The sequence below is a fragment of the Paenibacillus sp. LBL genome (assembly GCF_029893715.1).
GTDB lineage: Bacteria > Bacillota > Bacilli > Paenibacillales > Paenibacillaceae > Paenibacillus_AQ > Paenibacillus_AQ glucanolyticus.
This window is the reverse complement of the sequence record NZ_JARXYU010000008.1, coordinates 89347-103099: the sequence shown is the minus strand read 5'-3', so window position 1 is coordinate 103099 and position 13753 is coordinate 89347. Positions and strand designations below refer to the sequence as shown.

The window sequence follows — 13753 nt, the reverse complement described above, 5'->3', positions numbered from 1 at the left end:
GCTAGAACCTGCCGGATTTGAATATCGCATACAGCAGCCATGCGACCATGAGCAGGGCTACAATGAATCCGACTTCGATTACCGGGAAGCTCCACAGCATCATCGGCTCCCGGCTGAGTGACGAACCGATAATCAAGCCAACCATAATAATGCTGAAAGCGAGAAGTACAATGCTGAAAGACAGCCGGTTACTGATCTGATCCAGCTTGCGCATCAGCGCTTGCAGCTCCGGAACGCTGATCTCCACCCGCAGCTTCCCTTTGCTGATCAGAGCCGACAGCTGTCTGGCCTGTCCAGGCAGATCAAGCAAACTCTCCGCAAGACCCGCTACCCCATCCAGCACCTTCCTGCCGATTCGGCGGGTATTATACCGCTTCTTCAATAGCTTTCGTCCAAAAGGCTCCGCCATATCGATAATGCTGAGATTCGGATCCAGCATCTCGATGACCCCTTCAAGCGTCAGCAATGATTTGCCCAGCAGTGTCAGATCCGGAGGCAGCATAATCTGATGGCGCTGAGCTACGGCAAACAAATCCGTCAGCGCCTTGCCGATACGCACTTGGGAGAATGGAACATCATAATATTCTCCCCGCAGCCGGTCCATATCGGACCGCAGGGAGTCCATATCACAATCCTCCGGGATCAAACCCATTCTGGAAATTGCCCGGATCATCCCTTCCGAGTTCCGCCGCATCAGCGCAATAATGAGTCCGGACAGATGATCCCTCATACTCTCACTGAGCTGTCCGACCAGCCCGAAATCCAGAAAAACCAGCTTCCCGTCCTCTCGGACGAGCAGATTCCCGGGATGAGGGTCCGCATGAAAGAACCCTTCAAGAAAAATCTGCTGCAGCATGCCGTCTATCAGATGCTCCGCGATAGCCTTCAGATCATGTCCCTTGGCTACAATCTCCTGCCGCCGGCTTAACGTAAGACCCTCCGCATACTCCATCATCAGCACCTTCGATGACGTGTACTCCCAATAAATCCGCGGAATGCGGATAAATTCATGCTCCGTCATCTGCGATGCAACCTTCTCTGCATTTCGGGCCTCATGGCTGTAATCCAGCTCTGCCATCATGGCTCTGGCAAATTCGTCAACAATCCGGTCCACCCGGTACAGCTTGACCCATTCCCAGTGACGCTCGGCAATCGAGATTAAATCCCGTAATATCTCCAAGTCACGGCCGATCATTCGGGCTACGCCCGGCCGCTGAACTTTGATCGCTACCCATTCTCCAGACTTCAGCCTCCCGGCATGAACCTGCCCAATCGAGGCAGCAGCCAGCGGCTTCTCTTCAAACTCACTCAATACGTCGTCAATCGGCATTCCCCATTCTTGCTCAATCAGCTCCCGCGCGCTGGCAGAAGAAAAAGGAGGAACCCGCTCCTGCAGCTTGACCAATTCCTGGATAATATGGTCTGGCAGCAGGTCGGATCTTGTACTCGCCAGTTGGCCAAGCTTCACAAATGCCGGCCCAAGATCCTCAAGCACCCGCCGGATGCGTTCCCCTAAGGTGATGGTCTCCGGCTGCTCCCTGGAACTCCAGCGGACCGGCAGCGACAGGACATGAAACAGTCCCATCTCCTCCACCATATAGCCAAAGCCATGACGCATGAGCGCCATGGCGATTTCCCGGTAACGTCCGGCATGTCGGATTCGGACCGCCATCTATTCCTGCTGCGATCCTTCCAGTTCTACGACCTTCTTCTCCAGAGCGGCAATGCGCTGTTCCAGGCTGGCGACATCACTCTCTTTAGGTACGTCCAGCTCGGACAATACACGCTGCACCTGTTCATAAATATACGTCTTGATCTGCGACTGCTCTTCTTCGCCGCGTTCCACGAGACGGTTCACAAGTGCCTTGGACTCCGCAGGAGCAAGCTCCCCGCGTTTAACCAAATCATCCACGACTTTCTCTACTTTTTCCTTGCTGACTACGGTAAGGCCCAATCCTAACGAGATTGCTTTTTTAAAAAGATCACTCAAGGTATATCCCTCCCGGTCGTTGTCTGGTTCCATTATAACCTGTAATGCTGGCAAAAACATCTATCCTTGGACTTGCCTTCATAAGTATAGAGAAGCTTCCTTATCAATTTCCCCTGATTTCACTCTAAATATGAGGGCATCTTGGTTTCAGATGAACAGAACGACCATTCAGGTGCCATCATGAAAAAAGCGAACAGGCGGGGGAAACCATACCCCCGCCTGTTCGTTTATGCATCTATTCCGTGAGGATGAAAAACGGCTTAGTCGTCATCACGATCGTTATCGTTATCGTCACGATCATCATCATGATCCCGGTCATGGTGGTCGTCATGCTTCTCATTCTCTGCCTTGATCACTTTGCCGCTGACGGCATGAACTTCTACCTCAGACGACCCTTTGGCTGTCTTGACTTCAACGTCATACACCCATTTTCCATCATCTTGGTCCAAATCCACTTCCACAGCAGTCCCGCCCTTAACATGTTGGACTGCAATAGCAGAAGCCTTGCCGGCACCAATCAGATTGGCGGGAATGTTGTCGCGGTCATTATCATCATCGTCCTGGTCTACCCGAACACCGAGGGATTTGCCTGTGTAGGCATCAATCCATACATCCACATCCCGGTTTTTCTGCTGGATCTCCACATCATAGACCAGCTTGCCTTTTTTGCGATCGATATCAATGCTCTCCACTTTACCGCTGGCAGCGGCCAGTGCCAACTGCTCTGCCTTCTCCATACCGATCAGCTGCTGCTTCGCTGCCGCCTGGGTTTTCGCTGCCGGGGCCTTTTCTGATCCTGCCGCCTGCACAGCGTTATAACCGTATACTCCACTTGCCGCGATTGCCACGGACAGCGCACCTGCCCACAATGTTCCTTTTTTCATATCTTACGCCTCCTCTATACTCTCTTGGTTATCTCTACAAACCTAATATAAACGTTCAAAATGAGAGCACTCCGAGAGAAAGATTAGAAAACGATGATAAAATGTGAAATACCCTCTCATTATTCATCGTCATCATCGTCGTCCCATGTAATCGTCATAATTTCGCCTGTAATCGCATGGACTTGAATGGTTGCTTCCCGTCCATCTTCCCGCTCAATCTCCACCAGATAGTAACGGCTGCTCTTGCTCTCGCGATACTCCACGTCTTCAACCGTTCCCGCTACCTTCCCTAAGGAGAGTTTGGTCGCCTGTTCTTTGGTAATCATCGTTTTAGGCGGCTCGGGGTTGTTGATCCCTGTACCGTTTCCGCTTTCGCCGTCTGTTGTTCCCTCCCCACCGTTCTCTCCCGGCTTGGGGGGGTTATCCTGATCCGGTGGCTGCACGGGTTCAACCGGCTCCGGCTTCACTTCCGCTTGGTTCAGTGGTTTGATGGACACGATGTCCCCGTTACGAGCATCCACTGTCAGCTCGTACTTTCCGGTATCCGATTGAAGCTCCATCCGGTACACCTCACCTTCCAGGGATGCTTTTATAATTTCACCGCCCTGGTATTGCTCCAATACCCCACGAACGGCTTCAGCCTGTGACATGGCCTCCGTCGAACGGCTGAACGGACTCCAGACCGCATTCACAATGATCATAACAGCCACCACGAGAACGACACCCAGCAGCAAACTGACTTTTTTACGCATATAATCACCTCGGACACATTCGTCTTTTCCGTCAGTATAGCGCAGTTTGGTTAGAATTCGATGAGAAAAGGGTGCTTTTCTTCTATTGGGAGGCCCTCATGCGAATCGTGGCTGTTGTGCCCACGCCAGGCAGGCTGTCCAGCTCCACAACGGCAGAGATGGCTGCTGCGATATCCTTCGCTAGGGACAAGCCGAGCCCCGCCCCTCCGCCGCGGCGGCCGCGGGCCTCGTCCACCCGGTAGAAGCGGTCAAACACATGCTCCAGCTCGTCTTTGGTTATTCCGATTCCGCGGTCGATAACCCGGATATAGGCTTCGGATGATTGGTTCCCAATCTCGATGATCATATGCTCGTCACTATATTTACGCGCATTATCCAGCAGAATGAATAGGAGCTGCTTCAGCCTGCGGCTGTCTGTCCAGCCGAGAACCTCACCATCGGCTTTAATCTCCACCGTGCGATTGTAGGCATCGCGAAAAGCACGCGCCGAGGACTCCGACAATGCAACAAGATCCACCTGCTCCATCTCGACTTGCCACTGCTCCTGATTGCGGGCAAGCAGCAGCAGCTGCTCCGTCATTTCCTTCATTCGAATGGCCTCAGAGTGAATCGCTTCGACCGACTCCATGAACAATTCGGGCCGATCCATTCCACGACGCTTCAACAAGCTTGCGTAACTCTCAATAATGGTCAGAGGTGTCTTCAGCTCATGGGAAGCGTTGGATACAAATTGCTCCTGCTTGGCGTGATTGCTCTCCAGCAGCGTAATCATGTCGTTAAACGCAGCGCCCATCTCAACCAGCTCGTCCTTCGATTTCTCCTTCAGCTCGATTCGCCGGAAGCGGCCGCTTTGACGAATATCCTTCATCGTATGGATCAAGCCGGTGATCGGCTGCATGATCAATCTCCCCAGCACCCGCGTAGAAACCACGATCGGGACAAGCCCTATGGCGGTTACAGCCACCAGTACGATTCGGAGTGCCTGCAGCGTCTCCATCGTTGCGGCCAAGCTGCGGGAAATTTGGATGTTGTAAACAGCCCCGTCACTCCAAATCACCGGCATGGAAACCATCACGTAACGCATGCCTTCATACGAAATCTGCTTTACCTGCTTATTGGTGTTATACGGCAGCTTGAGCCCTTCCATCTCCTCGCCGGAGGAGGTCACAAACGGAGATTTGACCTTGCTGTCCGCCGGGACGAATTGAATCTTCCCGTCAGCTGGTACATAGCTTCGCAGCAAATCACCGACGGGAATGGCAGCGGCTGAATGTGCCATGCCCCGGGCTATGCTGGACGCCTCAACCTCCGCCTGTTTCAGCTGGCTGTCCAGCGACATTTTGCTGAACACATAATAGATGCATAAATTCATGACAATCAGGATGACAGCCATCAGCACCGACGAATAGAGGTGGATTTTGCTGCTCAGCTTCATGGGGTATCTTTCAGCACATAGCCGACACCGCGAACGGTGTGAATCAGCTCCGGCTTGCCGTCCTGATCGATTTTTTTGCGGACATAGCGTATGTATACATCAACGACGTTGGTATCGCCGTAGTAATCATATCCCCATACGGCGGCAAGAATCTGCTCGCGATTCAGCACCTGCCGTTTGTTCTTCAGCAAGTATACGAGCAGGTCGAATTCGCGCGGCGTCAGATCCATTCTTCGTTCATCGCGAATGACTTCACGCGTGCCTTCATTCAATTTCAGGTCCGCAGCCGTAAGCCACTCCCCGTCTGACTGCTCTGCCGAATGCTGGGCCCCCTGAAGCCGCAATGCCGCACGAATCCGCGCCAGCAGCTCTTCGATCTGAAACGGCTTCGTAATATAATCGTTGGCTCCAAGATCAAGCCCTGACACTTTATCCTCAACAGAGCTCTTGGCAGTCAGCAGCAGCACGGCCGTGTACGTATCATGCGCACGAATCCGGCGAAGCAGCTCGATCCCGCTCATCCCCGGCAGCATGACGTCCAGCAATATCAAATCCACGTCCTGACTGCGGTAAGCCTCCAGCGCATCCAGTCCGTTATCCGCCTTGGTCACTTGATAACCTTCACTCTCCAGCTCGATTTCAAGCAAGCGGGATATTTTCACTTCATCCTCTACAATTAAAATCTTCCCGCTCACGCGCGTCCCTCCCACCGATATCCTCACGAAATCATTTAACCTGGAACACGTGCAGCCCACTTCGCTGCCTGCGTGATCATGAGCCGCAGCTGTGGCTGGAGAAAGGACGGCTCATGGTGACCCGGCATCAGGAATACCACGCGTCCGATGCCATACGTATGACACCAGGCAGCAGGCCACTGCTTCCCTTCGAATTCATAATGCAGCAGCACCGTTTTCTCGGTGAAGGGATCAAATATGAAGCGGTAAGGCTCCTCATCCAGCACAAAAGGCTCCATGCCTTCCGTAATATCGTGTTCGGTCTCCCCGGGGACAAAATACAGCTTCTCCATTGGCGGGTGTCCGTCAAACCGGGCGCCGATCAGCTGGGCCAGCTCATACCGGTTAGCCAGCGTCACCCCGTTATGAATGACAAGCAATCCACCGCCTCCGCTTACATAGGACAGCAAGCCGGCGGTCTGCCGGGGGGAGACGCGCTCGTCCCACAAATCGCTGTAGGCGATGCATAACTCATAAGGGTACAGATTGCTCTCATGAAGCATTTTATGATTTTCCGTGCACTGCACGGTGAACATATCATTCAGCAGATGCGTCATTTGTTTATCGATGCCTTGCAGCGGATGAAACTTCGGGTGGGTATAGCTGCCGAGCAGCAATGCTTTTTTCTTATCCATTGGTCATCCTCCTTTTACTACTCCATATTTCACATGATCCTCCGAAAACATGCATCAGAAGCCGGAATGGAAGCTAATCTTGCCAGCTCCCATTCTATATCATGACATTATTCTTGATTTTGAGCAAAGTAGCGGCCAAGCGTCACCATCATGCTGCCCATCCGCTCCTCCTCCGGAACCACCATGCGTTCAATGCCTTCCTCACGCAGCCCCTGGGCTGTAACCTTCCCTACAGCCGCTGCCAGGACAGGTCCGCGGAATGCCTCCAGCACCGCCTCCAGCTTGCCATGGGCACGGGCATAATCAGCTAAAAAACGAAACTGGGGTGCACTGGTAAAAGCAACGGCATGGACCTTGCCACCGATGATTTCATCGACAAGCTGCGAAATGTCTTCCTCAAGCGGTGGAATATGCTGATACGGCAGAATCTGCTCAACCGCCGCGCCGCGGCCTTCGAGCCACTCCACCAGCTTGGGCGCCGACTCGCCATGAAGCTGCAGAATGACACGCTTGCCTGTGAAATCATGCGGCTCGAGTGACCGGATGAGACCGGCCGTACTGCCGTCATCATCTCTGACAACGGGCGCGAGACCGCGTTTTTTCAGCGCATTTGCGGTTTTGTACCCTCTTGCCGCAATGAAGGTGTGCTGCATCGTTTCATTCAATGTATCCATAAGGCCCATCTGTTCTGCCATATCATAAATGGCCTCCAGGCCGATTCCTGTCGTAAAGATCGCCCACGGCGCAGGCGCCTTGAGCCAAGCCTCGATAGAGCTGCGCAGCACTTCATCATCCAAAAACACAGTTCCCTGCGCCGGACGAAGCAGTGCGGTTCCTCCCATCTTCTCCACCAGCTTGGCCATGTCTGCCGCTTTACGCGGGCCGGCCAAGGCTACGATCCGATCCTTCATATGCTGTGCCATCTTATATGCCTCGCTCTCTTAAATTCTTGCCTGTGCATCCGTTAATTTAGTACAGCTTATAGTATCTAGTATTGACTCCAGTATAAAGGCCCTGACCCTATAGATAAAGCCACTTTGGTCTTATTCTTCCAAATCTCCCTTTACTAAACCTGCGACCATAACGAAAGGAACCCAAGACCCATGTCATAGAATGCAGCCGGTGTATGAAGCCGGCCATCATCCTGTACGTGTTCATTCAGAACGTAAATTGGAATGGATTCAAATAGAGGGGTACCCATTGTAACACGGGTACCCCTCTTGGCTGGTGATCTCGGATCACCGTTTATATAAAGGCCTCCACCCTGCACAGCGGGAACAAGATGGAGGCTCCTATCGGTTGTTCTTGCCTTACTTCTGCTGACTGCCCGGGATAAATCCGCTCAGGTCCACGCCGAGTCCTGCCGCGAGTTTCGCGCCATATTCGGCGTCTGCACGGTAGAAGTTGCATACGGCTCGCAGCTGGATATCGGATTTGACCTGGCTCAGGTCGTCAATCAGATTGCGAAGTAAATGGTCCTTCTGCTGCTGCGTAAACGAACGGTACAATTCACCGGCTTGCGTGAAATCATCCGTTTTCTCGATGCGCTGACGAACAACGCTCCCCGTCAATGGAGCTTCGCTCTCGCGGACCGACGGGTCTTCCACAGGACCCGTTGTATAACTGTTCGGCTCATAATTGACCGGTGACGGATCCTGCTTCACGTTCATGAAGCCGTCGCGCTGATGATTACGCACAGGTGCGTACGGGCAGTTGATCGGAAGCTGCAAATAATTCGGTCCCAGTCGATGACGCTGCGTATCCGGGTAAGAGAACAAGCGGCCTTGCAGCAATTTATCCTCGGATGGCTCAATACCCGGCACCAAAGCGCTTGGAGAGAAAGCGGCCTGCTCTACCTCGGCAAAGTAGTTCTGCGGGTTGCGGTTTAGTGTCATCGTACCTACGGTGATGAATGGGAAGCGATCCTCCGGCCAGGTCTTGGTAGGATCCAGCGCATCAAAGGACAAATCGTCCATCTCATCGGGGGACATCAGCTGCACCTGCAGGCGCCACTTCGGAAAATCACCATTTTCGATATGTTCGCGCAGATCACGGGTGGCATGATTGAAGTCCTTGCCCTGCACCTCACCCGCTTGATCCACATCCAGCGTTCTTACCCCTTGCACGGATTCCCACTTATATTTGATGTACGTTACTTTGCCTTCACCATTGACCCACTTGAAGGAATGCACACCAAAGCCGTCAAGCTCGCGATAATTTGCCGGTGTACCATGATCCGAGAACAGCCAAGTCATCATATGCGTGGATTCCGGTGACAGCGTCATGAAATCCCAGTAGCGGCCGGCCTCTTGAATATTGCTCTCGGGCGAAGGTTTCAGGGAATGCACCATATCCGGGAATTTAATGGCGTCCCGGATAAAGAAGACCGGGAGGTGATTGCCCACAATGTCGTAGTTTCCTTCTTCCGTGTAGAACTTCACGGCAAAACCGCGTGGATCACGAGCGGTCTCCGGTGATCCTGTTCCATGGATAACCGTTGAGAAACGCACAAGGACAGGTGTTTCCTGACCAATTTCCTGCAGGAATGCAGCTCTGGTATAAGCCTTCATATCATTCTCGACCACAAACACGCCGTGCGCCCCTGCACCGCGAGCGTGAACGACACGCTCCGGAATCCGTTCACGGTCGAAATGGGCGATTTTTTCGATCAGATGATAATCCTCAAGCAGCGTCGGTCCGCGGCGGCCAGCCGTTTTCGAATTTTGGTTATCTCCTACAGGAGCCCCTTGGTTGGTTGTTAATCTGTCCATGTATGAACCTCCATCATCTCTATAATTGATTTTAGACTGAATCTAAATTTATGAGATGATTGTATCATCGGAGAATCCAGCAGATCATGATTGTCGCATGAGTGTTATATGATCCTTATATGAAGTTCAGATGAACGCTGGAAAAGACCGTGAAGGCACGCAAAAAAAAGAGGGGATTAATCCGCCAGGCGGTATCCCACTCCTCTAACTGTTGCAATATAGCGCGGGGCTCCCGCATTGTCGCTCAGCTTTTTACGCAAGCTTTTGATATGGACATCCACCACATTGCTGCCGCCCATAAAGTCCGTATCCCAAATCTTGCACATCAGATCCTCACGCGTGCAGACGGCCCCTTCGCTGTCCAGCATCAGCATCAGCAAATGATACTCTGTCTTGGTCAAGTGAATGGGGGTGCTTCCGCGGTGAATGGTCATTTTATCCCGATCAATCGATAAGTCCTTGTACACCAAACCGCGTACAGCTTCCTCTTCTCCAGGCAAACCCGCAGCGGGTGAGAACAATCGAATCGTCCGCTGTACCTGATACATCATCGTATCCTTGGAGCGGGCAGGCCATACCATAAGCTCTTCATCGAGCAGGCTTGAGCCTGCATTGCTCATCAGCTCCTCGCCCACGAGGTACAGAATCGGAATGGAGGATCGTTCGGGAAGCAGAAGCTCCTTCTCCTTGTTGAATGCCGCCATATTCCGGCAGCCCGTCATATCGGCAATGATCAGTCCTGTATTCAGAGCCGATTGCAGGCGCGGTTCCCATTTTCGGAACATCATCACCTCAAAGCAGTTGTCCGTCAGCGTAATGAACATTTCATGAACCCGCCCTGGAGAACGGCTCAATAACGCGGCCCGCAGCGTTGTAGGACAAGCATCGCCAATCGCCATAGCGGCCGTCGGACGAACAAACAGATTGCCGGATTTCCATTCCGGAAACGGATAGACCGTTCCCGGCTCCATCATTTCTTCCGTTTGATTTGGCATTCTGGACACACCCCCCCGAATACGACGTGAGCATGATGGATCACATAGCTGGTTTCGCCAGCCACGGTAGCCGCCCAATCCTCCGGCACCTCCGTCATGACTTCGTCGACTTTTCCGCATACTTCACAAATAATGTGCTGGTGTTCGTCTGTACGGGCATCGTATCGGCTTGCGCTCTCCCCAAGCTTCAACTCTCGGATCAGCTGTTTATCCGTCAGATAACGCAGGGAATTATAAACGGTCCCGTATGCAAGATTATATCCTTTCTCCACCAGTCGGTTCATGATATCCGCAGCTGTCGGATGATCATGCGATTCCCGAAGGACATCGTATACTGCTTGGCGTTGTGTCGTCAGATTTAAAGATCTCAAGGTATTCACCCTTTTAATTTATTTTTAGATCAAGTATAAATCTTATTCATCTCAAGGTCAATATCCGCCGCTGAAAATGCCGCTGGTAATCTTTAAGATTTCTTTAGATTCCGTTAAAAATTCCTTTAGCTTGTATGGATAGACTAGAAACATAGATGTTAATGCAAATAACAGCCAGTTAAAGGAGTCGATATACAGCCATGGAATCCGTTGCCAAGCATCCCTATAAACCTTCATCCACATCCGAACCACCCCGGCAGGAAACAAACAGACGGCAGAGCAACCGGGCAAAACGCCGCAATGGACGCGCCCGTCTCGCCTGCTGCTTCTGTTGTTTGTCGTTATTCTTATGGCGGTGTACATAACAAGGGTAATTATTCCCCCTTCCATTAAAGCCAGCTCAGCCATCCTGATTCATGCCGAGACGGGCCGGGTGCTCTATGCCCAGCATGCCGATCTTCCACTTCCCCCTGCAAGCATGTCCAAAATGATGACCGAGCTGCTGGTGCTTGATGCTGTCCGTTCCGGACAGCATGCTTGGGACGAGGAGGTATCCATCAGTCGTTACGCTGCAGGAGTGCCGGGTTCGGGTATTGGCATGGTCGAAGGGGAGTCTTACACCCTGACACAATTGTTCCAGGCGCTCATTATTCATTCAGCCAATGATGCCGCGGTGGCCATTGCCGAACATCTAAAAGGGTCGGAGACACAGTTTGTGAAGGAAATGAATGCCCGGGCGAAGGAAATCGGTCTTTCCGACCGTACCGTATTTGCCAATGCTTCGGGGCTGCCTGCTGCCGATCTGGCTTCGTTTGCGGAAGCGGCCACCGAAGGAGAGACCATCATGACCGCCAGAGACTCGGCCATGCTGGCCCGCTGGATCATGAATAAACACCCTGATCTGCTTGAAGTCACCAGCCAACGGGATTTTCCGCTGCCGCAGAAGGACCTTACCCTGCATACCACCAATCTTATGCTGCCAGGCGAAGCGCACGGCTATGTGGGCAATGACGGCTTCAAGACCGGTTATACGAGCTCAGCCGGCTATTGTTTTACCGGTACCGCAGCGCGGGGAGGGAATCGGTTGATCTCTGTCGTGATGGGAACCGAGAGCACGGATCAGCGGTTCACGGAAACCCGGAAGCTGATGAATTACGGCTTCGAGCGTCAAGGCATGTTTTCGAATCTCCTATCCCTCCTTTTTAATTAAATGGCCCTTGACTCATATCCAACCTAAAGACGCATCGGAGTGAAATCTAAGCTGTGCGGGCTTATTTTAGGGTACACTGTTTATTAGGAAAGTTTAGACTTTAATGGGTGATTTAATGGAGGATACCGATGAGAAGTGTATTGATTGTAGACGATGATAAAGAAATATCCGGGCTGATCTCCATCTATCTGGAGAATGAAGGATACCGCGTTATTCAGGCCCATGACGGGGAAGAAGCGCTGCTGGCCATGGCAACGAACGAAGGCACGGTGGACCTCGTCATCCTGGATGTCATGATGCCCAGGCTGAACGGAATCGACACCTGCCGCAGGATTCGGGAAACCTCGTCCATCCCTATCCTGATGCTGAGCGCCAAGAGCGAGGATATGGATAAGATCCTGGGGCTGATGACGGGCGCCGATGACTATATGATTAAACCCTTCAATCCGCTGGAACTGACCACACGTGTCAAAACACTGCTGCGGCGTTCCACGCAGTACAATACCGAGCTTCAGCAGGGACACACCGACCGCATCCAGATTGACGGACTCGATATCAACCGGACCACACATGAAGTCACCGCCAATGGCAGATCGGTTTCCCTGACGGCAAGGGAATTTGAGATCCTGTACTTGCTGGCCCGTCAACCAGGAAGAATCTTCAGCGCCGAGGATATATTTCAGCAGGTCTGGAAGGAGAAATACTACGTATCCAACAACACGGTCATGGTTCACATCAGCAACCTGCGGGACAAGCTTGAGAAGGAGCTCGGTTACAAGCTGATCCAAACCGTATGGGGCGTCGGGTACAAAATCCATGCGTAAGCTGCAGTGGAAAATCATCATGCTGTTCTTGGTCAGCGGAGGCCTCACCCTGATCATGTTGTTTATCGCTCAGCAGATCATACGATTGATCGGGCGGGATTATTGGCGGGAACCAATGGTAGCCGCTCTCTTTAGTGTGGATCGTCTCCTGGAGAATTTCTTCGGGTTTCCGATTGTTGCAACGATGGTTGGCATTGTACTGTTTATCTGCATTGTACTGCTCCTTAGTCAAGGGACCATTCGTCAAATTAACCAGCTAATGGAGGGAATGAAACGGTTGGCAAAGGGAGAACTGGACCAGGAAATTCTCATCAGATCGAATGACGAGCTGGGCCAAATGGCCAAGCAAATCAATCAAATGGCCAAGCAGCTCAAACTATCACTGGCAGAAGAACGCATGGCGGTACAGTCCAAGAACGAGCTCATCAGCAACGTCTCCCATGATCTGCGCACCCCGCTCACTTCCATCATCGGGTACTTGCGACTGGTGAAAGAGGATCGTTACAAGGATGAAGTCGAACTCCGTTATTACACCGATATCGCCTACGATAAATCGCTGCGTCTGGGCGGTCTCGTCAGCGATTTGTTTGAATACACCCGCATGGGCTATTCTCCGATCAATCGGGTCGATATTAATTTGGTGGAGCTGCTCGGGCAATTGGCCGTGGATTTTTCATTAACGGGACAGCATGAGAAGGTGCAGGTGGTATTCACGCCCGCTACGGAGAAAATCATGATCTCCTCGGACGGGGATAAACTGATGCGTACCTTCGAGAACCTGCTGTCCAATGCAGTGCGGCATGGGCGGGATGCCGGAAGGGTGGATTTGAAAGTATCCCGGGAACCGAAGGTTGCTATCGTGCAGGTGATCAATTATGGCCCTCCGATCCCTCAGCATGCCATCCCCCACCTGTTCGAGCGATTCTACCGGGCCGACGAATCGCGCACGGATCAAACCGGCGGCTCAGGACTGGGTTTAGCCATCGTGAAAACCATCGTCGACGCCCATCACGGCACGATTCAGGTAACCAGCAGCACGGAACTTACAATGTTCGAAGTCCGACTGCCGCTACAGGCTCCTGAAATTAACAAATAAAACAATTAATATTCGACATACAATTCCATTTTCCGATAAAATAGGGATGAATGTCC

General features: G+C 52.3%; 14 protein-coding genes. 3 read left to right on the top strand and 11 right to left on the bottom strand.

The genetic code is table 11. The features are described from left to right. Nucleotide 1: 1 nt before the first annotated feature. From M2277_RS18260 to M2277_RS18210, 11 genes are all read right to left on the bottom strand, one after another. Complete coding sequence (locus M2277_RS18260) at nt 2-1672, bottom strand: ABC1 kinase family protein (RefSeq protein ID WP_006206999.1); 1671 nt, start codon at nt 1670-1672, stop codon at nt 2-4. Further along, on the bottom strand, nt 1673-1990 hold the full coding sequence (locus M2277_RS18255) for a phasin family protein (RefSeq protein ID WP_006207000.1): 318 nt from the start codon (nt 1988-1990) through the stop codon (nt 1673-1675). Nucleotides 1991-2250: 260 nt separating this feature from the next. Then, complete coding sequence (locus M2277_RS18250) at nt 2251-2874, bottom strand: PepSY domain-containing protein (RefSeq protein ID WP_148248638.1); 624 nt, start codon at nt 2872-2874, stop codon at nt 2251-2253. Nucleotides 2875-2993: 119 nt separating this feature from the next. Continuing rightward, nucleotides 2994-3626 (bottom strand): PepSY domain-containing protein, encoded by a 633-nt coding sequence (locus M2277_RS18245; RefSeq protein WP_280755302.1) that lies wholly within the window; start codon nt 3624-3626, stop codon nt 2994-2996. A gap of 82 nt (nt 3627-3708) precedes the next feature. Beyond that, nucleotides 3709-5061, bottom strand: a complete 1353-nt coding sequence (locus M2277_RS18240; protein WP_063478039.1) for a sensor histidine kinase — start codon at nt 5059-5061, stop codon at nt 3709-3711. Beyond that, a complete protein-coding gene (locus M2277_RS18235) occupies nt 5058-5756 on the bottom strand; it encodes a response regulator transcription factor (protein WP_063478040.1) in 699 nt (232 codons plus the stop codon). The genes M2277_RS18240 and M2277_RS18235 overlap by 4 nt, the downstream gene beginning before the upstream one ends. Nucleotides 5757-5791: 35 nt before the next feature. After that, nucleotides 5792-6430 carry a ThuA domain-containing protein gene (locus M2277_RS18230; RefSeq protein ID WP_006207003.1) on the bottom strand — a complete coding sequence of 213 codons (639 nt, stop codon included), beginning with the start codon at nt 6428-6430 and terminating at the stop codon, nt 5792-5794. A 107-nt stretch (nt 6431-6537) separates the two neighbouring features. After that, complete coding sequence (locus tag M2277_RS18225; protein ID WP_076150737.1) at nt 6538-7353, bottom strand: uroporphyrinogen-III synthase; 816 nt, start codon at nt 7351-7353, stop codon at nt 6538-6540. 387 nt (nt 7354-7740) lie between these two features. Beyond that, on the bottom strand, nt 7741-9201 hold the full coding sequence (locus M2277_RS18220) for a catalase (protein WP_006207005.1): 1461 nt from the start codon (nt 9199-9201) through the stop codon (nt 7741-7743). A 176-nt stretch (nt 9202-9377) separates the two neighbouring features. Then, a complete protein-coding gene (locus M2277_RS18215; RefSeq protein WP_006207006.1) occupies nt 9378-10196 on the bottom strand; it encodes a winged helix-turn-helix domain-containing protein in 819 nt (272 codons plus the stop codon). Continuing rightward, nucleotides 10172-10567, bottom strand: coding sequence for a Fur family transcriptional regulator (locus M2277_RS18210; RefSeq protein WP_036640081.1), 396 nt, complete (start codon nt 10565-10567; stop codon nt 10172-10174). Before M2277_RS18210 ends, M2277_RS18215 begins: the two co-directional genes overlap by 25 nt. Nucleotides 10568-10916: 349 nt before the next feature. Between M2277_RS18210 and M2277_RS18205 the strand changes: the two genes are divergently transcribed. From M2277_RS18205 to M2277_RS18195, 3 genes are all read left to right on the top strand, one after another. After that, complete coding sequence (locus tag M2277_RS18205) at nt 10917-11777, top strand: D-alanyl-D-alanine carboxypeptidase family protein (protein ID WP_280755301.1); 861 nt, start codon at nt 10917-10919, stop codon at nt 11775-11777. A gap of 128 nt (nt 11778-11905) precedes the next feature. Further along, nucleotides 11906-12601, top strand: coding sequence for a response regulator transcription factor (locus tag M2277_RS18200; protein WP_006207010.1), 696 nt, complete (start codon nt 11906-11908; stop codon nt 12599-12601). Next, nucleotides 12594-13697, top strand: a complete 1104-nt coding sequence (locus M2277_RS18195) for a sensor histidine kinase (RefSeq protein WP_280755300.1) — start codon at nt 12594-12596, stop codon at nt 13695-13697. Before M2277_RS18200 ends, M2277_RS18195 begins: the two co-directional genes overlap by 8 nt. Nucleotides 13698-13753: the final 56 nt, after the last annotated feature.

Coding starts and splice junctions, on each gene's coding strand:
- M2277_RS18260 (WP_006206999.1), bottom strand. CDS start 1,672: ATGGCGGTCCGAATCCGACATGCCGGACGTTACCGGGAAATCGCCATG.
- M2277_RS18250 (WP_148248638.1), bottom strand. CDS start 2,874: ATGAAAAAAGGAACATTGTGGGCAGGTGCGCTGTCCGTGGCAATCGCG.
- M2277_RS18245 (WP_280755302.1), bottom strand. CDS start 3,626: ATGCGTAAAAAAGTCAGTTTGCTGCTGGGTGTCGTTCTCGTGGTGGCT.
- M2277_RS18240 (WP_063478039.1), bottom strand. CDS start 5,061: ATGAAGCTGAGCAGCAAAATCCACCTCTATTCGTCGGTGCTGATGGCT.
- M2277_RS18230 (WP_006207003.1), bottom strand. CDS start 6,430: ATGGATAAGAAAAAAGCATTGCTGCTCGGCAGCTATACCCACCCGAAG.
- M2277_RS18225 (WP_076150737.1), bottom strand. CDS start 7,353: ATGGCACAGCATATGAAGGATCGGATCGTAGCCTTGGCCGGCCCGCGT.
- M2277_RS18220 (WP_006207005.1), bottom strand. CDS start 9,201: ATGGACAGATTAACAACCAACCAAGGGGCTCCTGTAGGAGATAACCAA.
- M2277_RS18215 (WP_006207006.1), bottom strand. CDS start 10,196: ATGCCAAATCAAACGGAAGAAATGATGGAGCCGGGAACGGTCTATCCG.
- M2277_RS18205 (WP_280755301.1), top strand. CDS start 10,917: ATGGCGGTGTACATAACAAGGGTAATTATTCCCCCTTCCATTAAAGCC.
- M2277_RS18200 (WP_006207010.1), top strand. CDS start 11,906: ATGAGAAGTGTATTGATTGTAGACGATGATAAAGAAATATCCGGGCTG.
- M2277_RS18195 (WP_280755300.1), top strand. CDS start 12,594: ATGCGTAAGCTGCAGTGGAAAATCATCATGCTGTTCTTGGTCAGCGGA.